Raw genomic sequence first — 20,455 nt, forward strand, 5'->3', positions numbered from 1 at the left:
ATGCTTGTGTGCGAAGGGGACCGAGCGGGATGATGCTGCGGATCGAGAATGTGCTCGACAAAGGTTCGCTGGACGCGGTCCGCCGCACCATCGACGCCGGACCCTGGGTAGACGGGAACGAGACATCGGGGCACCAGTCGCGCTCGGCCAAGCGGAACCGGCAGTTGCGCCAGGGATGCAAGGAGGCGGCTGAGGCCGGGCGGATGGTTCTCGACGCGCTCGGCAAGGCCCCCGAATTCGTCGCCGCCGCGCTGCCGTTGAAGGTCTTCCCGCCCCTGTTCAACCGCTACGCCGGTGGCGAAAATTTCGGCGCGCATGTCGACAATTCGATCCGCCAGCTCGCCGGCAGCGAGTTCCGTATCCGTAGCGACCTGTCGGCTACGCTCTTCCTCGAAGAACCCGATGCCTATGACGGTGGCGAACTGGTGGTCGAGGATCTGTTCGGCGAGCACCGGGTGAAGCTACGCGCCGGGGACATGGTCCTTTACCCCGCCTCCAGCCTCCACCGCGTCACCCCGGTGACCGAGGGAACGCGGACCGCCTGCTTCTTCTGGTTGCAGAGCATGGTCCGCGACGATTGCGAACGCGAGCAACTCTACCGGCTGGACCGCAGCGTGCGGGTACTGACCGAGGAGCGCGGACCGCACGATCCCGTGGTGCTGGAACTCACCAATCTCTACCATAATCTCATGCGTCGCTGGGCCGACGCCTGACGGCGCATAGCGCATAGGATGATATTGAGAATAACTCGCATTAGCGTTGACTCCCTATTCTCGCGATCCTAGAGGCGGTGCCAAGGGACTACGAAAACAGGGGTCAAAAATCGTGAATGCTATTTCTCGCCGCAACATGAATCGCGGCACCGCGCCATTTCTCGCAATCGGATGCATCGGATTCATCGCCAGCGCCCCGGCCCAAGCCGAAGAGGCGGCGGCTCCTCCCGATACGATCGTCGTCAACGGTGCGCGCCTGAACGGGTTGGACATCGACGAGGCCACGGCAACGGTGCTCGATACGCCGCGCACCATCAATATCGTATCGGAAAAGACGATCGAGCAGACCGCGTCCTACTCGCTGGAAGATGCGCTTCGTACGGTGCCCGGGATCACCCTGGGGGCAGGCGAGGGGGGTACGGCGAGCGCTGACATACCCCTGATACGCGGAATCGATGCGACCGGGGACATCTTCGTCGACGGCGCACGCGACATCGGGACCCAGACCCGCGACACCTTCGCGGTCGAGCAGATCGAGGTCTTCAAGGGCCCGAGCGGCGCGTTCGGCGGCCGCGGCGCAGCGGCGGGCGGGATCAACCTCGTCAGCAAAACCGCGCGCGAAGGCTCCCTGGTCGCCGGAACCGCGTCGATCGGAACGGCGGACCTCTATCGAGCGACCGCCGACATTAACCAGCAGATCGGCGACCGGCTCGCCGTGCGGGTCGCCGCCTTGTATCATCAGAGTGACGTGGCGGGGCGCAATGCCGTGCACGATGAAAGATGGGGCGTGTCACCGTCGATCGCGTTCGGGGTGGGGACGGACACCGTCGCGCGCCTGACGCACTACCATTTTGAAAGCGACGGCATCCCAGATTACGGGATCCCGCTAACCTCGCGCGGTCAGCTACCCGGCGGGGTACGTCGCCCGGCCGATGTCGACTACGACAATTTCTATGGCTTGCTGGTGCGCGACTTCCAGAAAACGCGGGTCGATGCGACCACCTTCCAGTTCGACACCGCGCTGAGCACAAACTGGAGCGCCAGTGCACTGCTGCGCTACTCCAACTCGCGCAACGACTATATCGTCACCAACCCCGACGACAGCGCTGGCAACGTTGCGAACGGGTACGTCTGGCGGAACATCAAAAGCCGCAATGCGCTGACCGAATCGATGACCGCGACTGCCAATGTTTCGGGCCAGTTCGCCACCGGCGGGATCGAACACAGCCTTTCGACCGGAGTGGAATACAGCTGGGCCGATACGTTCAACCGCAACTACAGCGTCGATACCGGCAACTATCGTTTCAACGGCCCGGGAACGGGGTGCCTCGATCCTTCCGGGCTCGCCAGCTACAATTGCACCGACCTGCAGAACCCGAACCCGGCCGACCCATGGTCCGGTGCGATCACGCCTTCCACCTCGCCTTCGACCGCCGATGCGGAGGATATCAGCGTCTATGCGTTCGATTCGATCACGCTGATGCCGCAGATCATCGTCAACACGGGCGTGCGCTACACCGATTACCGCGCGGGTGGTGCGGGCAGCGGGCGCGGCGGACCCTATAGCGGGTCGGTCAAGACCGATTTCGTCAGCTGGCAGGCAGGCGTGATATTCAAGCCTGCGCCGTGGGCGAGTATCTACGCATCCTACGCGAATGCCAAGAACCCGCCGGGGACCGACGTGGGCGCGGGATCGGGGAACATCCCCATTCAGAACGATACCTACGCGCCGCAGGAAACCGAGAACTACGAGATCGGCGCGAAGGCCGATCTGTTCGGCGGCTCCATGCAGCTATCGGGAGCGGTGTTCCAGGTCGATCGCAACAATATCATCCAGACAGACGGGCTGGGCAATGTGACCGAGATCATCGATTCCGCACGTATTCGCGGGTTCGAATTGGGGGCGACCGGCCGCGCCGGACCACTGTCCGTGTTCGGCGGCTACAGCTATATCGACAGCGAGCTACCCAACTCGCCCCGCAACAACATGTCGCTCAACGCTTCGCTCGCGGTCACGCCGCGGTTCGAATTCGGTGGCGGCGTCTATCATCAGTCAAGTCGCTTCGCCGATACGACGCAGCTGGTGCGGGCGGACGGATATTGGCGGGTCGACGCCTTTGCGTCCTTCGCGATGACCGATCGGATCAAGCTGCAGCTCAACGTCAAGAATGTCGGCGACGAGCGCTACGTTGTGAAGCTGCGCAACCCGCACTTCGCGGTTCCCGCGCAGGGGCGCCAGGCGATCCTTTCGCTTTCCGCGCGCTATTGATCGTCGCGCTGGCAGGCGGCGCGTAGCCGCTGAGCCATGTCCTCCAGCCCGACCTCCAGGCTGTCGCCAGCCTGGGGGTCGCTTTCCAGCACGCTAGCGACCGAGAGCTGGATTTGCGTTACCAGGTCGATCTTCTGCAGCGGTTCCATGTGCTTGCGCACGACCTCGGGATCCATCGCGAGTTCGTATGCCAGATCGTTGAGATGGCGCGCGGCAAGCCTGAGTTCCTCGGCCAGGGCGGCGGTCAGCGCCGGCCCCTGAAACGCAGGCTCGTCCTGTACGATTGCGCTGGCCCGCGTCATTTGCTGATCAGCTTGAGAAGTTCGGACGCGAGGCTTTCGCGTGCGACCGGCTGGGATGCGTGACCGCGCGACAGGTTGTATTCGCCATTCTCGTCCACGGCAATGACGTGCGATCGCGCATCGCTCAGCACACCTGCGCCCCGCGCCGCGTCTTCGCCCAGGCTGGTTACCACGAGGCCGACCGCGCCATCGCCTGCCGCCTTTGCGGTGGAAGCGAACAGCAGCGAGATGGCCGGTCGCTGTCCGGCCACCGGATCGCGCGCGAGCAATTGCAGGCGCCCTTCCGGCCAGCCGCCGACGACGAGGTGATGCTCGGTACGCGGCGCGAAGTAGATCGTGCCACTCTCCATCGCCATGCCGTCTTCCGCAATAACGACCTTCGCGCCGAGCTGGCCGTCCAGCTTCGCCACCACGCCATCCAGCACGTCCTGATCGACGTTCTGCAAGACGACGGCGGTGGGCGGGCAGTCGTCGCCGAAGCCGGCAAAGAGAGAGAAAAGCTCGCTGATCGAGGTCGAGTCAGCTCCGACCACGAGCGGGCGACCGTTCCACTCAAGAGGCGGGCGGGCCGGTGCCGACCCTTCGTCCTGCTTCGACAGCTTGGACAGCCGGACGGACAGTGCCCGCTTGATGCATTCGCCGACCTCGGCGATGGTTTCCTGCATCACGTCGCGCGAGCCGACGGGCTTGGGGAAGCACCCGACCGCGCCCAGCCGAAGCGCCTCGACCGTATCGGCGGCGCCTTTTGAGGTGCGGGTGGAGAACATGATGACGGGCATCGGCCGCGTGCTCATGATCTCTTCCAGATATTCAATTCCCGACATGCCGGGCATTTCGACATCGAGGGTAATCACGTCCGGACGAAGCGAAGCCGCCTGCTCGCGCGCGTCGTCGGCGCTGTCGGCTTCCCCGACGACGGAGATGTTCGGGAGTTCCTCCAGCGCGAGCGATATCATCGTGCGCATCATGCGGGAATCGTCGACGACCAGAACCTTCGTGTCGGACATGGCTAACTGCAACCTCTAGGCAAGTATGGAAGGGATCAGGCGGCTTCTGACAGCGCCTTGGGTAAACTCAGCCGCTCCAGTGCGAGAACCGAGATCACCCGATCGTCGACGGTCGCGAGGGCTTCGAGCAGGCTCGGGGACTGCGGATCGTCGACCTCGGGAGGGGGCTGGAGGTCGTCCTGCGAGACGGACACGATATCGTTGACCGCGTCCGCCATGATGCCGTGCAATTGCTCGTTGATCGACATGACGATGATCACATGGCGCTCGCTCGGTTCGGTACGCCCCCAGCCGAGCCGTTCCCTGAGGTCGAGCACTGGCAGCACCACACCGCGCAGGTTTACCACCCCACGAACGTGGGAATCGACATTGGGCAGGGGCGTCGCTGGCGACCACGCGCGAATCTCGCGGATGGCCATGATATCCATGCCCAGCGTCTGGCCGTTGATTTGGAAGGTGATGAGTTGGCGGTTCATGGTCGGCTTCCTGCGTTGTGCGAATGATCAGTGGAGGACCCGGCGGATAGCCGCCGCGAGCTTTTCCGGGTGGAAGGGCTTGACGATCCAGCCGGTCGCGCCGGCGGCCCGCGCGCGCTGCTTCTTCTCGTCCGAACTTTCGGTGGTCAGCACCAGGATCGGCAGATCGCTGCGTCCCGCCGCACGAACCTGTTCGATCAGCCCGAACCCGTCGAGCCGCGGCATGTTGAGATCGGTGATCAGCAGGTCAGGCTTGAATTCGGCACCGTCGAAATCGAACTTGTCCAGCGCGCACACGCCGTCTTCCGCCTCGACCACGTCGTAGCCCATGTCGGTAAGCGCGCTGCGCAACAGCATTCGCATACTGGGCGAATCGTCCACGGTGAAAATCGTCTTGGTCACGGCTCGGTCCTTGTCATTCGATGATCTCAAAAGAATTCCACGTCCCCGCCGGTATCTACGGCGGGTGTCGGAGCTGGCGGCGGCGGTGGCGGCGCGGCACCCGCGATCGTTCGCGAACGTGCCAGGCCAAGGCCCGGGCGAAATTCGACCCGGCGCGCCGAAGTGCCGCCGACGTCTTCCCCGACGAGCGGGATCCTCTCTTCCGCAAGGAAGGAGCGGGCGAAGGCGATGTTGGCGGAGCCGATATCCTTGAAGGCGGCATGCATCCGGGCACCGCCGAAGATCCGCGCCTTCAGCCGGTGGCGCATCGCGCCTTCGGCCAGCATCTCGTTGATCAGCACTTCCATCGCGTGGACGCCGTAGCGCCGCAGCGCGCCCGGATTCTCTTCCGACCCTTCGGCCAGCAGATAATGATTGAGCCCCCCGATCCGCGCGAAGGGATCGTAGAAGCAGGCCGCGACGCAGCTGCCGAGCACGGTGGTCAACACAACATCGGTCGCGCCGCAGACCTGGCCTTCTCCCTGTGCGACCGTGATCCGGCGCAGGCCATCGCGACTGGGGAAGCGGGTCATGCGCGGCACCATTCGAGCGCGCGCTGGCCGATCCGGCGCAGGGGAAGCTGTTCGGTCACCGCCCCGCAGTTGAGCGCAGCCGCCGGCATGCCGTAGACGATGCTCGTCGCCTCATCCTGTCCCAACGTCATCGCGCCGCGATCGCGCATGCCCTTTAGCCCCGCCGCGCCGTCGCAGCCCATGCCGGTGAGGATCATGCCAAGGGCAGTGTCGCCCGCAACGCGCGCTACCGATTGGAACAGGCGATCGGCGGAGGGGCGATGCCCGTTAACTCGTTCGCCCGCGGTCAGCCGACAGTAGAGCTGGCCCCGCTCGCCCGCGATTTCCAGATGCCTGTCGCCGCCGGGCGCAATGTAGACTTGGCCGCGTACCAGTTTCGCTCCGGCGCGCGCTTCCGCGACCTTCGGCGGACATTTGCGGTCCAGTCGTGCCGCAAAGCTCGTGGTGAAGCTTGGCGGCATGTGCTGGACGATCACGGTTGGCGGACAGTCCGCAGGGAACCCGCCAAGCAACTCGATCAGCGTTTCGACGCCGCCGGTCGATACTCCGATGGCGATCACGCTGTCGGGGCGGGGGCTGTAATCGCGCGCGGGCCGTTCCGCCCTGGCGGTGGAGGGCGAACATGTGAGCCGGGCCCGCAGCGCCGCGGACCGAACCAGCTCGACCAGCGAAGGCGCGTGCTCGACCTTGCGGGCGCCGAGATTGTTCTTGTCGTGGCAGGCGAAGGCACCGAGTTCGAGCGCGGTTAGCGAAGCGTTCGCCCCCTCGCTGGTGAGCGAGGAAACCATGACCACCGGCATGGGGCGGAGCTGCATGACCCGCCGGAGGAACTCCAGCCCGGACATGCCCTCCATCTCGATATCGAGAGTGATGACGTCCGGATTGAGCGCCTTGATCTTGTCGCGGGCGTCATAGGCGCTGTTTGCCACCCCCACCACGTCGATATCGGGGGCCTCGTCCAGTTCGCGGCGCAACAGCGCCAGCATGGTGGGCGAGTCGTCGACGATGAGAACACGCGTCGGCATCACGCGACCTTCCGCCAGGACGTGCGACCGACGATTTCGAAACGCCTGGCGACCTCGCCGTCGAGGCGCTCGGAGTGACCGATGCAAAGCAGACCGCCAACCTTCAGGGCATCGGCCAGTCGCGCCTGTAGCCGGGCTTTCGTCGGGCCATCGAAATAGATCATCACGTTGCGGCAGAAAATGGCGTCGAAGGTTGTGCGGATCGGCCAGTCGCCCAGCAGGTTGAGGACGTTGAACACCACTGCAGCGCGGAGGGCGGGATCGACTTCGAAGCCGTCGCCGGATTTGTTCAGCCAGGTCTTCGCAAGCGGGCCGGGGACGGTTTCCACCACGTTTGCGGGATAGATTCCGGCCTTCGCTGTCGCCAGCACCGATGGCGAAACGTCGGTCGAGAGCATCCGGAAATCGCCGCTCAGCAAACGCTTTCCGCCGCTACGGTCGCTGCCGAGCATCGACATCAGCCAGCTGTAGGGCTCTTCCCCGCTGGAACATGCGGCCGACCACAGCCGAACACGCCCACCCGACGCAAGCCGCGCTTTCAGGTCGGGCCAGACAAGCCGGTTGAAGTCGTCGAAATGGTGGTTTTCGCGAAAGAAGAACGTGTGGTTGGTCGTCAGCGCGTCGATCGCGCGACCCCGTTCGGGGGCGTCGCTATCGATCAGACCGATATAGTCCGCCACGCTCGACAGACCGCAGGCGCGCACGCGCGGTGCCAGCCTGCCATATACCATCTGTGCCTTCGATGCGGGCAGCAGGATGCCGACCTCGCGATAGGCAAGCTCCGCGATCGCCCGGTGGTCGGCCTCGCCGAAACCGAACTCGCGCTCGCGCGGACGAGAGGCTATCGCCGCCTTCATGCCGCGTCGGCCAGCGCTGCGGGAGCGGCTGCCCCGCGGTGACGGGAAAGCAACTCGTGCGCGTCCACGATCAACGCGACCTTGCCATCCCCCAGGATGGTGGCCCCGGCGATACCGGCGACCGGCTGGAAATTGGCCTCCAGGCTCTTCACCACGACCTGTCGCTGATCGTCGATGGAGTCCACCATCAGGGCGACCTGCCCGTGATCGCCGTCGACCACGATCAGCACCCCGTCACGCGGATCGCGCTCGCGCTCGTCGATCGCCAGCGCGGAAGCGACCGACAGGATCGGTACGTAGGTTCCGCGCACGTTGAGGAGATGGCCGCTTGCGCCATAGGGTTTGACCGCTTCGGGTGTGGGGCGGATGTTTTCGATTACGTGGGACAGCGGAACGACCATCGTCTGATCGCCAACCGTCACCACCATGCCGTCCAGCACCGCGAGGGTCAGCGGCAGGCTGAAGGAGAAGATCGATCCGTGTCCGGGGCGCGAGGTGATGGTGATCCGCCCGCCTAGCGCCTGGATGTTCTTGCGCACGACATCCATACCCACGCCGCGGCCCGAAATGTTCGAGACCGCCTCCGCGGTGGAGAAACCCGGTGCGAAGATGAGCGCGTCGATCTCTTCATCGGTCAGGACCGCGTCCGCATGTACGATACCCTGCTGGATGGCGCGGGCACGCACCTTCTCGCGATCGATCCCCTTACCGTCGTCGCTCACCGCGATCACGATCCGGCCCGACTGATGGGTAGCGGAAAGCCGGATGAGACCTTCCTCCGGCTTTCCGGCAGCGACGCGACCTTCCGGCCCCTCGAGACCGTGGTCGACCGCATTGCGGATGAGGTGGGTCAGCGGCTCGCCGATCCGCTCGATCACCGTCTTGTCGACTTCCGTCATCTCGCCTTCGAGTTCGAGGCGTACGCGCTTGCCCGTTTCGGCTTCGAGGTCGCGGATCAGGCGCGGTATCCGGCTGTAGACCGTCTTCATCGGCTGCGCGCGGATCGCCATGGTCGATTCCTGCAATTCACGCGTCAGCAGTTCGAGATCGGCCAGTTCGTCGGCGTGCCCGGCCCCGTCGTCGAGGAGGCGCTGCGACAGCATCGACTGGGTTATGACCAGTTCTCCGACCAGGTTCACGAGCCGGTCCAGCTTGGCGAGATCGACGCGGATCGTGGCCGAGGGTGCAGGTGGGGCAGCTGGGCTCGGCCGTGCCGCGGGTGTGGCGGGCGCGCTCGCCGGTTCCGGCTTCGCTTCGGCTACGGGAGCGGGTTGGACCACGGGTGCCGCTTCGGGCGCGGCATCCGCAGGATCAGCGTCCTCCTGCTCTGTTTCGGCGGAAGCGCGGGCGAGGGTCAGGCTCTCCGGCTCGCTGAATTCGAAGGGGGTGCGTATATCCTCCTCCGCCACGTTGGCGGGGATGCGCAGTGTCCAGCGCAGATAGGCTGTTTCCGGGTCGAACGCGCCGAGCGCCGGAAGCGTGCTATGATCACAGCGGATATCGCGCGCGCCGAGCGCCGCAAGCTCGCGTAGGATGAGCAGCGGCTCGGCTCCGTTGGCCAAGGCATTCGGGGCTGGGCAGTAATTGAGTACCCAGTCGTCCGCTTCCTGTTCCGTGGTGGAGGAGGGCTCAGTCTCGTTCGCGGGTTCCGCCACGGAGGGCGTCGGGCCGAGCATCGCCATCAGATCGTCGAAGCCGTCGTCCTCGGCCTGCGCCTGTTCCGGTGTAGCGGTCGGCGCATCCTCAGCGCTCGCCGGTGCCTCGGCGGCAGCGGTTGCGGTCGCCTGGCAGCGGGCATCGAGCCGCTCTATCATGCTCTCGTCGGCGGGAGGTTCGCCATGTTCGCGCGCAGCATTGACGTGATCCGCCAGCATGTCGAACGCGCCCAGCATCAGGTCCATCAGATCGCGGTCGAGCGCGATCTTGCCTGACCTCACGAGGTCGAGGAGCGATTCGTAATGGTGTGCGTAATGCTGCAACTGCTCCAGGCCGAATGCCCCCGCACCACCCTTGATCGAATGGACGTGACGGAAGATCGTATTGATCGTTTCGGGATCCTGATCCGCGCCTTGCAGTTCGGCGAAGCAGGCTTCCATCCCGGACAGTCCTTCTTCACATTCCTGGAAGAAGATGGCCTCGATTTCGTTCATATCCACGAGCGGGACTCCGGCGGTCAGGAGGTCAGAAGGTCGTCGAGGCCGGCAAGGGTCGCCATGTCCGACAGCGGCTTGCTCGGATTGTCGAGCCGGAATGGCAGGCCGACGCCGGCAGCCGTCGTCTTGGCGGCAAGCAGCACCTGCAGGCCTGCCATCCCGATCTGATCAACCTCTCCACCGTCCATCAGCAGGGGCTGGGATCGGTCGACATGTTCTCCCAATGCGGTCGCAATCCTGACCGCTTCGGAGCCATTGACGTTACGGGATAACGCTATTGTCACGCTTCAACTCCCCCTGAACTGATTGGTACGCGTGCGCGGCTCAGAACTCGGACCAGTCGTCGTCGCCGAAGCTGGTGGTTCCACCGTTTGCCACGCGCCGGGCCTGGGGTGCCGTCGGCGCGCGATTGATGTTCGCTGCTTGGGCCTGGAGCCGGTGAACCGGGTTGCCGGTGGAACGCGGGGCCGTGCCGCTATTAAGCAGACGGAATTGCGAAACCTGCTGGTTAAGGGTCGTCGCTTCCTCGGCCAGGCTGCGCGCTGCGGCGGTCGCTTCTTCCACCATCGCGGCATTCTGCTGCGTCACGCCGTCCATTTCGCTTACGGCGGTATTTACCTGCTGAAGACCGGTCGACTGCTGCTTGGCCGATGCGGCGATCGTTTCCACCAGATCGGCGACCTCTGCGATCCGGGTGATGATGCGTTCGAGCGCCTGACCCGTCTCACTCACCAGACCGACGCCCAGTTCGACCTGATCGGAGGAGGCCGTGATCTTCGCCTTCACGTCCTTCGCCGCTTCGGCCGAACGCTGGGCAAGGGCGCGCACTTCGGATGCGACGACCGCAAACCCTTTGCCTGCATCGCCCGCGCGGGCCGCTTCGACCCCCGCGTTGAGGGCCAGAAGGTTGGTCTGGAATGCGATCCCGTCGATGACGCTGATGATTTCGCTGATTTCGCCCGAAGAGCGTTCGATCCCGTTCATGGATTCGACCGCCCGGCGCACGATTTCGCCCGATTGCTGCGCGTCGTTGCGGGTTTCGCCGACGATGGCGTTCGCCCGGTTCGCCCCCTCGGCCGTCTCGCGAACGGTGCCCGTGATCTCGTCCATGGCGGCGGCGGTCTCTTCGAGGCTCGCCGCCTGCTGTTCGGTGCGCTGCGAGAGGTCGTCCGACGCCTGGCGGATATCGCTGGCCCCGTTGTTGATCCCGTTCGCAGCCTCGATAACCGCTCCTACGACGTCGGAGAGAGCTTCGGAGGCGCGGTTGAAGTCGTTACGCAACTTCTCGTATTCGGAGGGGAAGGGCTCATCGATCCGATGCGTAAGATCGCTTACCGCGAGCTTCGAAAGGCCTTCGCCCAGTTCGGCCACAATCCGCTCCTGCGCCGCGGCCGTGTCGCGCACCGTTTCGCCATTCTTGCGAAACACGTCCATCGCGCGCGTCATCCGGCCGACACAGTCGGTGTAGGTCGTGTACTCGATGGGGGAGGAAAGGTCGCCGGCGGCGAGGCCTTCCATCCGCACCACGGTGCCCACATAAGGATCGCAGACGTTATTCTTGAAAATCAGGCCCGCCGCGACCGCGGCGACCAGCGCCCCGAACGCGGGAAAGAGCAGCCACCCTTCCGCACCGGAAGACGAAACCGCCGTTACAGTGGTAAACACCGGGACCGCGACGATCGCCGCGAACACGAATGTGATGACATCGAACTTGCGCCGAATGGGCGCGTTTTCCCGGAACCACGAGAGCATGAAGAAACCTCCGCGTATAGAAATCAGGACTGTGGGATTTTCCTACCGTCGAGGCCCGGATACGGGTTAGCCCCTAAACCGTAGTTAAGCGCGTTGGTTACTCACAGCTTACCGGACGGTTTCGTCGCTTGGCTTCGAGGTCGCCGTGAGCGAAACAGATGCCGACAACTGCTGCTGGAGAGCTCGAGAATCCGCGTCTCTCATGACGAAAGACCATGTATGCCGTAGGGGAAACGGGTCCCGCTGTGGCGAGCGATCTAAGTAAACGTGTGGGCGGGAGAATGGCTGGGGTGGCAGGGATCGAACCTGCGAATGCCGGTACCAAAAACCGGTGCCTTACCACTTGGCTACACCCCAGCAGGTGCGCGCCCCTATAGCGTGCAGACGCGGGATGTGAAGGGGCGATGCGGGGAACCAGACCGGGCGGGCGCGAATTGAGCCCGCATGGTGTCGCATCCCTCCGGACTGATATACGTCGACGATCAACTGCCCGGCATCACGCGCAAGCGGTCAGGCAAGGGGTGGAGCTATTACGATCCCGAAGGCGAACTGATCACCGACCGCGCCGAACGTACGCGGCTCAACGCGATCGCGCTACCGCCGGCTTATACCGACGCATGGTACTGCCCGGCAGAAAACGGGCATATTCTGGCAACCGGATACGATGCGAAGGGGCGCAAGCAATATCGCTATCACCCAGTTTTCCGGGAAGCGCGCGAAAGCGAGAAGTTCGACGGTTGCATCACCTTCGCCAGCCTGCTGCCGCTGATCCGCAAGCGGGTCGAGGAGGATCTGGCAGGCACCCGCGTGACGCGCGAACGCGCGCTGGCGGGTGTGGTCCGGTTGCTCGATCTGGGCGCGGTGCGCATCGGGAATGACGGTTACTCGAAGCGCAATGGCAGCTACGGGGCGACGACGATCAAGAGCCATCATGTGAAGGTCAAAGGCCAGAAACTGGATTTCAGCTACAAGGCGAAGTCCGGCAAGCAGCGCGAGATCACGTTGGACGATGCAGACCTCGCAAGGATCGTGCGTGAGATGCAGGATCTGCATGGGCAGGACCTTTTCACGTTCGAGGATGGCGAGGGCGGAATCTGTGACGTCACTTCCAGCCATGTGAACGACTATCTGTGCGAAACGATGGGCGATCACTTCACCGCGAAGAATTTCCGCACCTGGCATGCGAGCGTCCTGGCGTTCGAGATGATCGCGACGGCGAAGGACAATCTCACGATCAAGGCTCTCACGGAGAAAGTTGCGGAGAAGCTGGGCAACACGCCTGCCGTGACCCGCAAGAGCTACATTCATCCCGCCATGTTCGCGCTGCTCGACCGGCAGGCGGAATGGCGCCGCGGTCTGCGGCTGCCGCGAGCGACCAAATGGCTGTCCCGCGCCGAACGGGGTCTCATCGAATATCTCGAAACCTGCCCGCCTGCGCAGGACCTCCTGGCCGCCTGATGGCGGAGACGCTCGACCCTCTCCTTCCCGAGCGGCTCGATCGGCTCGCACGCGAAGTGCTGGATCTGGCAAAGGAGCGGGATGCGCCGATCGTCGTTGCCGAAAGCTGTACCGGCGGTCTGCTCGCCGCGCTGCTGACCGACGTTCAGGGGCGTTCGCACATGTTCGAGCGCGGTTTCGTCGTTTATTCGGACGGCGCGAAATGCGATCTGCTCGGTATCGAGCGCGAAATGGTGGATGATTGCGGCGCGGTCAGTCGCCCGGTGGCGCTGGCCATGGCGAAGGGCGCGCTGAACCGCGCCGATGCCGGAGTCGCCCTTTCGGTCACGGGTTTCGCCGGGCCGGGGGGAGATGACGACGAGGAGGGCCTTGTGCATTTCGCATGCGTTCGCGATGGTGGCGAGCCGCTTCACCGCGAATGCCATTACGGTGCCGTCGGACGGGACGGCGTACGGATCGCGGCGCTCGAAACGGCGCTGGAAATGATGAGGGACGCCTTGCGCGCATGAGTGAAGATCGCAGCCATCCGTTCTACGACCTGCACAATCATGGCTTCGTGCGCGTAGGGACCTGTACGCCCACGGTGCGCACCGCGGATGTCGACGCGAACACGCGCGGCATCATCGAACAGGCACGGGTCGCCAGTGAACGGCAGGTGGACCTGCTGCTTTATCCCGAACTGTGCGTGTCGTCCTACGCGATAGACGACCTTCATCTGCAGCTTGCAATGCTGGAAGCGGTGGAGCGTGGCATCGGGGAGATCGTCGAAGCCTCGCGTGAACTGACCCCCGTGCTGGTCGTCGGCGCGCCGCTGGCCCGCAATGGGAAAGTCTACAATTGCGCGCTCGCCATCGCGCGGGGTCGCATCCTGGGCGTCATTCCGAAAAGCTACCTGCCCAATTATCGCGAATTTTACGAGAAGCGCTGGTTTCAGCACGGGCGCGGCTGTGTCGGCCTGACTATCGAGGTCGCGGGTCAGGACGTGCCCTTCGGAACCGACGTTATCTTTGCCGCATCGAACCTTCCCGGTTTCACCTTCGGGATCGAGATCTGCGAGGATTTCTGGGCTCCGAACCCACCGGGCACGCTGGCCGCGCTGGCGGGCGCGACGATCCTGCTCAACCTCTCGGCCTCGCCGATTACCATCGGGCGCGCGGACGATCGAAAGCTGCATTGCCGCGCCAGCTCCAGCCGATCGATGTGTGCCTACGCCTATTCCGCCGCGGGCCATGGCGAGAGTACCACCGACCTTGCATGGGACGGACAGGGCGTGATCTACGAACTGGGCGAGCTGATGGGAGAGAGCCAGCGCTTCGATCTGGATCCCGACCTCTGCGTGGTCGATATCGACACGCAGCGAATCTTGTTGGACCGGATGCGCAACCAGACCTTCTCGGATGCCGCCGAGCACGAAGGGCGGCCGGAGGATTTCTATCGCACAGTCCGTTTCGAACACGAATATGAGCCTGGCAACCATGGGCTCGAACGGCCGATCCGTCGCTATCCCTTCGTTCCCAACCGGCAATGGGCGCTGGATGAGGATTGTTTCGAGGCCTTCGGCATTCAGGTCGATGCGCTTATGCGGCGGATCGAGGCAACGAAGCCCGAGAGCCTCGTCATCGGAATTTCGGGAGGGCTCGATTCTACCCATGCGCTGCTGATCGCATGCAAGGCGTGCGATCGGTTGGGACTGCCTCGTTCGACCATCCGCGGCTACACGATGCCCGGCTTTGGCACGTCGCAGGGGACCAAGGGCAATGCCTGGGCCCTGATGAAAGCGACCGGCATCGTCGCCGAGGAAATCGATATACAGCCCGCCGCGCGTCGCATGCTGGAGGACATCGGCCATCCCTTCGCCGATGGCGAGCCTGTCTACGACACCACTTTCGAGAACGTGCAGGCGGGGCTCAGGACCGACTATCTGTTCCGGCTGGCAGGGCAGCATAACGGCTTCGTCGTCGGCACCGGGGACTTGAGCGAACTGGCGCTGGGCTGGTGCACTTATGGCGTGGGCGACCAGATGAGCCATTACGGGGTCAATTCCGGGGTGCCCAAGACGCTCATCCAGTACCTCATGCGCTGGGCGGCGCAGACCGAGCAATTCGACGAGGATGTGCACCAGGCGCTCTACCGGGTGCTGGACACGGAAATCAGCCCAGAATTGATCCCGGCGGGTGAGGATGGCACGATCCAGAGCACCGAAGACACAATCGGCCCTTATTCGCTCAACGACTTCTTCCTCCATCATATCCTGCGCTACGGCCAGAAACCGGGCAAGGTCGCCTTCCTTGCCTGGCATGCGTGGCGCGACGCCGGCGAAGGCGTTTGGCCGGCAGGTTTTCCGGAAGGGTCCAAACGGGCCTACGATCTGGCCGAAATCCGCACATGGCTGGAAAAATTCCTTTGGCGTTTCTTCCAGTTTAGCCAGTTCAAGCGCAGTGCCATGCCTAATGGCCCCAAGGTGTCGGGCGGTGGCGCGCTCAGTCCGCGCGGCGACTGGCGTGCCCCGAGCGACGCCGTAGCGGACATCTGGCTCGCGGAGTTGCGCGAAACCGTGCCGGACGGGAACAGCTGACGCACGCTGCATGTCATTCCGTACGATCGCACTACTGTTCCTCGTCAATCTGATCTGGGCCGCCAATGTGGTGGTCAGCAAGCTGGCGGTGGGCGATCTGGGAATCCCGCCGCTGTTCTACGCCTTGCTGCGTTCGGTGATCGTGGTGGCCGCGCTCGCGCCGCTGCTGCGCCCGGTACCCCAAGGGCTCCTTCGCGTGATGCTGGTCGGGCTCGCCATCAGCGGCGGTTCGTTCGCATTGCTCTTCGTCGGGCTCAAAACCGCCAGTCCCTCGGCCGCGGGGATCGTCAGCCTGTCGGGGGCGCCGCTGACCGTGCTGTTCGCGATCCTGATCCTGAAGGAGCGGGTTCGCTGGCGGCGGGCCGGCGGGATCGTGCTTGCCTTCGTCGGTGTGGGGATCGCCGTCGCCTCGCCATCCGGCTGGGCGAACGGTTCCGGCCTAGGCTGGGTAGGCTTGTCGGCCATCGTCGGCGCGCTGGGATCCGTTTTCGTTAAACGGGTCGAGATCGACTCCGTGCGGTTGCAGGCGTGGGCGGCAGTCGCGTCCACCATCGTTCTCACGCCGCTGACACTGGCGACAGAGGGCGAGCAGTTCGCTTCGCTCGCCACCCATCCGTGGGAAGCGACGGCGTGCCTGCTCTATGCCGCGCTTGTCACCTCGGTCGGTGCGCATTCGCTCTATTACCGCCTGCTCCAGCACAACGAGGCGAACATGATCGTGCCGTTTACGCTGTTGTGTCCCTTGATGACGGTGGGGCTGGGCGCATCGATTACGGGGGATGCCATCGGATGGCCGCTCATCATCGGCGGACTAATTGCTGTCGCCGGTGTGGCGGTGATCGTGCTGCGCCCCAGCCAGGTCATGCCGAAGCAGTTCCTCGTCCGGCCCCGGTTGTAGCCGCTAAGGGAGCGATCGCGCGCTTCCCGCGTTTAGTGCGTACCCCGATGGCCGAGACCCCCCATTCCATGACCGCGCGTATTACCGATCTAGCCACCGCCGTACCCGACTGCGATTTCGAGCAGGATTATCGCGGCTGGGCCATGCGCCAGCTGGGCGAGGGACGGGAGGCCAAGGTTTACGAGCGCATGGCCGAGCGTTCGGGCATCGAGCATCGCTGGTCGGTATTAAGTGCGGAGGACGCCAAGCTTGACCGGGGGGAAGGCTATTACTCGGCCGCCGCTCCCTCGACCGCAAGTCGGATGGCTATCTACGAGCGGGAGGCGCCGGATCTGGCACTGCGCGCGATTGCGAAGCTCGATCGGTTGGGCGATATCACGCACATCGTGGTGGCAAGCTGCACCGGCTTCGTGGCCCCCGGTATCGACCAGATCATCGCGCGTCGCCTGGGCCTGCCCGACGATGTCGAGCGCGTGCTGATCGGCTTCATGGGCTGCTATGCCGCGGTCACCGCATTGCGCACCGCGCGCCATATTGTCCGTTCGGAGCCAGATGCGCGGGTACTGGTGGTGACGGTCGAACTCTCGACCCTGCATCATCAGAACCGGGTCGAGATCGAGCCGCTGCTGGCGGGCGCGCAGTTCGGCGACGGAGCTGCCGCGGCGATCGTCACCGCCGAGGGGCCGGGCCTTGAATTGGGCGAGGGTATTTCCGCCGCGCTTGAGGAAAGCGAGGCCCTGATAACCTGGCGCATCGGCGACACCGGGTTCGAGATGCATCTGTCCGGGGAGGTACCCAATCGCATCGCCGCAGCCCTATCGGATACGGCGGTGCGGCGGCGTATTCTCGGGACCGGTCCCAAACCCGAAGCCTTTGCCGTTCACGCGGGCGGTCGCTCGATCCTCGACGCGGTGGAGCGTGGCCTTGAGCTCGATCCGGCCCAGCTGCAGGCATCGCGCGCGGTCCTGCGCGATTTCGGGAACATGTCGTCCTCTACACTGATGTTCGTGATGGGGCGGATGCTGCGTGAGATGCCCGCTAGCGGCATCGCGCTTGCCTTCGGCCCGGGTCTCGCGATGGAAGGCTTCCGGTTCGGCCGAGTGGATGCTTGAGCGCCGCCTCATCGCCGAGGAACTGATGGATGATCCGGCACTTGTGCCGGAGATCTACGACGCCGTGTTACGTGACCTGGCCAAGGTCAACCGGGTCACCATGGCCGCGCGCCCTACGCTTGCCTTTCTCGACCGAGCGGTGGGACGGCGCGACCATTTCACCCTCCTCGATGTCGGCTTCGGTGATGGCGATATGCTGCGCATCATACGCCGCTGGGCGGTTCGGCGCGGCGTCGCGGCGCGGCTCGTAGGCATCGACCTGAACGCCAAGAGCGTCGCCATCGCGCAGGCGCGGACAGATCCCGGCAGCGGAATAGAGTACCGGGCGGGCGACTATGCCGATCTGGCGGGCGAGGGGTTCGACTGCGTCGTCTCCAGCCTCGTCGCGCATCATATGACCCATGCTCAGCTCGTCTCCTTCCTGCGCTTCATGGACGGCGAAGCGCGCGCGGGTTGGCTGGTCAACGACCTCCATCGCCACGGTTTTGCCTATCATGGCTATCCGTTGCTCGCGCGGATTTTCGGCTGGCACGATATTGTGCGCCATGACGGGCAGATGAGCATCGCGCGTTCCTACCGCCCTGCGGAATGGCCGCCCTTGCTGGCGGAGGCGGGGGCGACGGGGGCGCGGGTGTTCCGCGCCTTTCCGTTTCGCCTGTGCGTGGAGAAGCTGCGCTGACCGCGCCCCTGATCCTCGGCGCCGGACCTGCCGGCTGCGCCGCCGCCATCGTGCTGGCGCGGGGCGGGGCGGAGCCGGTGCTGATCGACCGGGACGAGAGAGTAGGCGACGCGCTGTGCGGCGGCTTCATGAGCTGGCGTACGGCGCAGAGCCTGCGCGGCCTCGGCATCGATCTGCCCGCGCTGGGCGCGCACCGGGTCGGGCGGTTGCGACTGTTCGCGGGCGAGCGTCAGGCAGACGCGCGATTGCCCGCGACCGCATTCGGCCTCTCGCGCCATGCCTTCGACACCGCACTGCGCCAGATGGCTCTGGCTTCGGGCGCGCGACTGGAGATCGATCGCGCGCGGGGCCTGGCACCCGGCCGGATCGAGGGCGAGCGGCGGGAATGGTGTTCCGACGCGATCTTCCTCGCCACGGGCAAGCACGATGTGCGCGGGGAACGCCGCCCGCGCCAGGGCGACGATCCGGCGCTCGGACTGCGTATCCGCCTGCCCGGCAGTGAGCGGCTGCACGATCTGCTCGCCGGGGCGATCGAGCTGCATTTCTTCGACGGCGGCTATGCCGGGATCGTGTTGCAGGAGGGCGGCAGCGCCAATGTCTGTCTCGCGGTGCGGAAGTCGCTGCTGGCCGGGGCGGGCGGCGACCCGCGCACCCTGCTCGACCGGCTGGCGGCGGATTACCCGGCGTTCGCCGAGCGCATGGCGGGCGCACCGGCGGGGCTGCCCATCGATACCATCGGCTCCGTCCCCTACGGCTGGATCGCGACCGAGACGCAGCCCGGCCTCTACCGGCTCGGCGATCAGGCGGCGGTCATTCCGTCGCTTGCGGGCGAGGGGATGAGCATCGCCATCGCCAGCGGGATCGCGGCGGGCGAAGCCTACCTTTCGGGCCGCAGCGCGCCGCAATTCCAGCGCGGCTTCGCCCGGCGCTCCCGGCGACCCGTCGGCGCGGCTAGCCTGGTGTGGCATCTTGCCGAGAACCCGACCGGCGCGCTTGCGCTGGCAACCATGGCGAAGCTCCTGCCCGCCAGCGCCGGGCTGGCGATGCGGCTATCGCGGATCGACTGACCTAGAGCCGCGTCACCCAGCCATGGGTGTCGTCGACCGCGCCCTTCTGGATGCCGACCAGCCGCTCGCGCAGCTTTGTGGTCAGCTGGCCCGGACCGCCGCTGCCGATGGTGAACTCGCCGTCCGGTTGCGCGACCGTGCCCACGGCGGTGACGACCGCCGCGGTGCCGCAGGCCATGGTCTCGACCAGCTTCCCGCTCTCGGCATCGGCGCGCCACTGGTCCAGCGAATAGGGCTCCTCGCGCACGGTCAGCCCTTGCTCGCGCAGCAGCGTCAGCAGGCTGTCGCGGGTGATGCCGGGCAGGATCGTACCGGTCAGCGGGGGCGTCACCACGCTGCCGTCGTCGAACACGAAGAACAGGTTCATGCCGCCCAGTTCCTCGATCCACTTGCGCTCCACCGCGTCGAGGAACACGACCTGGTCGCAGCCTTTCTCGATCGCCTCGGCCTGCGGCACCAGCGAGGCGGCATAATTTCCGCCGGTCTTCGCCGCCCCGGTGCCGCCGGGCGCGGCGCGGACATAATCCTGGCTGACCCAGATTTTCACCGCCGGCGCGCCGGATTTGAAATAATTGCCCGCCGGGCTGGCGATGACGAGATACTTGTATTTCTTCGCCGGGCGCACGCCCAGAAACGCTTCGTCCGCGAACATGAAGGGGCGCAGATAGAGCGAGCCGCCCGGTACGGTCGGCACCCAGGCGCGATCGACCTCCACCAGCCGCCGCAGCGATTCGAGGAACAGCTCTTCGGGCAGTTCGGGCATGGCCAGCCGCCGTGCGCTGTCCCGGAACCGGCGCGCGTTCGCCTCCGGCCTGAACAGTGCGAGGCTATCGTCCGCCTGCTTGTACGCCTTCAACCCTTCGAAGATTTCCTGCGCATAATGCAGCACTGCCGCCGCGGGATCGAGGCTGAGCGGTTCGCGCGGTGCGATGCGGGCCGAATGCCAGCCACGGCCATCGTTCGCGTCGTATTCGATGATCGCCATGTGATCGGTAAAGACGCTGCCGAAGCCCGGATCGGCGATCGCCTGGTCGCGGGTTTCGCCCGGTACCGGCGCGGGGTGGGGAATGTGCTCGAAGTCCATGGCGGCGGCGTAATCCGCGGCGGGGCGCGGGGCAAGGGGCGAGGTGGTGCGGAG

20 protein-coding genes and 1 tRNA gene are annotated in these 20,455 nt (G+C 65.1%); 9 read left to right on the top strand and 12 right to left on the bottom strand.

Going from position 1 to position 20,455, the window contains the following annotated elements:
• Positions 1 to 29: 29 nt before the first annotated feature.
• Together MKP08_RS08650 and MKP08_RS08655 are read left to right on the top strand one after the other, a co-directional pair.
• The gene (locus MKP08_RS08650) at positions 30 to 713 is read left to right on the top strand and encodes a Fe2+-dependent dioxygenase (RefSeq protein WP_241553483.1); all 684 of its coding nucleotides are present in this window, start codon (positions 30 to 32) and stop codon (positions 711 to 713) included.
• A 112-nt stretch (positions 714 to 825) separates the two neighbouring features.
• Entirely contained in the window at positions 826 to 2,982 is a 2,157-nt protein-coding gene (locus MKP08_RS08655) for a TonB-dependent receptor domain-containing protein (RefSeq protein ID WP_241553484.1), read from the top strand.
• On the opposite strand, the gene MKP08_RS08660 is transcribed toward MKP08_RS08655, so the two are convergent.
• The 11 genes from MKP08_RS08660 to MKP08_RS08710 form a co-directional block, all read right to left on the bottom strand.
• Positions 2,976 to 3,284 (bottom strand): hypothetical protein, encoded by a 309-nt coding sequence (locus MKP08_RS08660; RefSeq protein ID WP_241553485.1) that lies wholly within the window; start codon positions 3,282 to 3,284, stop codon positions 2,976 to 2,978. The genes MKP08_RS08655 and MKP08_RS08660 overlap by 7 nt on opposite strands.
• Positions 3,281 to 4,291: a response regulator gene (locus MKP08_RS08665; RefSeq protein WP_241553486.1), complete on the bottom strand. Its 1,011-nt coding sequence runs from the start codon at positions 4,289 to 4,291 to the stop codon at positions 3,281 to 3,283. The genes MKP08_RS08660 and MKP08_RS08665 overlap by 4 nt, the downstream gene beginning before the upstream one ends.
• A 35-nt stretch (positions 4,292 to 4,326) precedes the next feature.
• Positions 4,327 to 4,767, bottom strand: coding sequence for a chemotaxis protein CheW (locus tag MKP08_RS08670; protein WP_215228556.1), 441 nt, complete (start codon positions 4,765 to 4,767; stop codon positions 4,327 to 4,329).
• 27 nt (positions 4,768 to 4,794) lie between these two features.
• Positions 4,795 to 5,169: a response regulator gene (locus tag MKP08_RS08675; RefSeq protein WP_241553487.1), complete on the bottom strand. Its 375-nt coding sequence runs from the start codon at positions 5,167 to 5,169 to the stop codon at positions 4,795 to 4,797.
• 26 nt (positions 5,170 to 5,195) lie between these two features.
• Positions 5,196 to 5,741, bottom strand: a complete 546-nt coding sequence (locus MKP08_RS08680) for a chemotaxis protein CheD (protein ID WP_306300137.1) — start codon at positions 5,739 to 5,741, stop codon at positions 5,196 to 5,198.
• Entirely contained in the window at positions 5,738 to 6,766 is a 1,029-nt protein-coding gene (locus MKP08_RS08685) for a chemotaxis response regulator protein-glutamate methylesterase (protein ID WP_241553488.1), read from the bottom strand. Before MKP08_RS08685 ends, MKP08_RS08680 begins: the two co-directional genes overlap by 4 nt.
• A complete protein-coding gene (locus tag MKP08_RS08690) occupies positions 6,766 to 7,623 on the bottom strand; it encodes a protein-glutamate O-methyltransferase CheR (RefSeq protein ID WP_241553489.1) in 858 nt (285 codons plus the stop codon). Before MKP08_RS08690 ends, MKP08_RS08685 begins: the two co-directional genes overlap by 1 nt.
• A complete protein-coding gene (locus MKP08_RS08695; protein WP_241553490.1) occupies positions 7,620 to 9,779 on the bottom strand; it encodes a chemotaxis protein CheA in 2,160 nt (719 codons plus the stop codon). Before MKP08_RS08695 ends, MKP08_RS08690 begins: the two co-directional genes overlap by 4 nt.
• Before the next feature lie 17 nt (positions 9,780 to 9,796).
• On the bottom strand, positions 9,797 to 10,060 hold the full coding sequence (locus MKP08_RS08700) for an STAS domain-containing protein (RefSeq protein WP_241553491.1): 264 nt from the start codon (positions 10,058 to 10,060) through the stop codon (positions 9,797 to 9,799).
• 40 nt (positions 10,061 to 10,100) lie between these two features.
• Positions 10,101 to 11,528, bottom strand: a complete 1,428-nt coding sequence (locus MKP08_RS08705) for a methyl-accepting chemotaxis protein (protein ID WP_241553492.1) — start codon at positions 11,526 to 11,528, stop codon at positions 10,101 to 10,103.
• A gap of 282 nt (positions 11,529 to 11,810) precedes the next feature.
• A tRNA-Gln gene (locus MKP08_RS08710) sits at positions 11,811 to 11,885 on the bottom strand.
• A gap of 87 nt (positions 11,886 to 11,972) precedes the next feature.
• Between MKP08_RS08710 and MKP08_RS08715 the strand changes: the two genes are divergently transcribed.
• The 7 genes from MKP08_RS08715 to MKP08_RS08745 are packed head-to-tail and all read left to right on the top strand — an operon-like array spanning position 11,973 to position 19,317.
• The gene (locus MKP08_RS08715; RefSeq protein WP_241553493.1) at positions 11,973 to 12,986 is read left to right on the top strand and encodes a DNA topoisomerase IB; all 1,014 of its coding nucleotides are present in this window, start codon (positions 11,973 to 11,975) and stop codon (positions 12,984 to 12,986) included.
• Positions 12,986 to 13,495, top strand: coding sequence for a CinA family protein (locus MKP08_RS08720; protein ID WP_241553494.1), 510 nt, complete (start codon positions 12,986 to 12,988; stop codon positions 13,493 to 13,495). Before MKP08_RS08715 ends, MKP08_RS08720 begins: the two co-directional genes overlap by 1 nt.
• Positions 13,492 to 15,561, top strand: a complete 2,070-nt coding sequence (locus MKP08_RS08725; RefSeq protein WP_241553495.1) for an NAD(+) synthase — start codon at positions 13,492 to 13,494, stop codon at positions 15,559 to 15,561. The genes MKP08_RS08720 and MKP08_RS08725 overlap by 4 nt, the downstream gene beginning before the upstream one ends.
• A 10-nt stretch (positions 15,562 to 15,571) precedes the next feature.
• Positions 15,572 to 16,459 (top strand): DMT family transporter, encoded by an 888-nt coding sequence (locus MKP08_RS08730; protein WP_241553496.1) that lies wholly within the window; start codon positions 15,572 to 15,574, stop codon positions 16,457 to 16,459.
• A gap of 47 nt (positions 16,460 to 16,506) precedes the next feature.
• Positions 16,507 to 17,571, top strand: a complete 1,065-nt coding sequence (locus tag MKP08_RS08735) for a type III polyketide synthase (RefSeq protein WP_373418081.1) — start codon at positions 16,507 to 16,509, stop codon at positions 17,569 to 17,571.
• Complete coding sequence (locus tag MKP08_RS08740) at positions 17,564 to 18,250, top strand: methyltransferase domain-containing protein (protein WP_241553497.1); 687 nt, start codon at positions 17,564 to 17,566, stop codon at positions 18,248 to 18,250. Before MKP08_RS08735 ends, MKP08_RS08740 begins: the two co-directional genes overlap by 8 nt.
• Entirely contained in the window at positions 18,229 to 19,317 is a 1,089-nt protein-coding gene (locus MKP08_RS08745) for an FAD-dependent monooxygenase (RefSeq protein WP_241553498.1), read from the top strand. The genes MKP08_RS08740 and MKP08_RS08745 overlap by 22 nt, the downstream gene beginning before the upstream one ends.
• Before the next feature lies 1 nt (position 19,318).
• Here MKP08_RS08745 and MKP08_RS08750 read toward each other — a convergent pair whose 3' ends face one another.
• Positions 19,319 to 20,401, bottom strand: a complete 1,083-nt coding sequence (locus tag MKP08_RS08750; RefSeq protein ID WP_241555578.1) for a branched-chain amino acid aminotransferase — start codon at positions 20,399 to 20,401, stop codon at positions 19,319 to 19,321.
• Positions 20,402 to 20,455: the final 54 nt, after the last annotated feature.

Source organism: Erythrobacter sp. LQ02-29, from assembly GCF_022576075.2.
Taxonomy (GTDB): domain Bacteria; phylum Pseudomonadota; class Alphaproteobacteria; order Sphingomonadales; family Sphingomonadaceae; genus Alteriqipengyuania.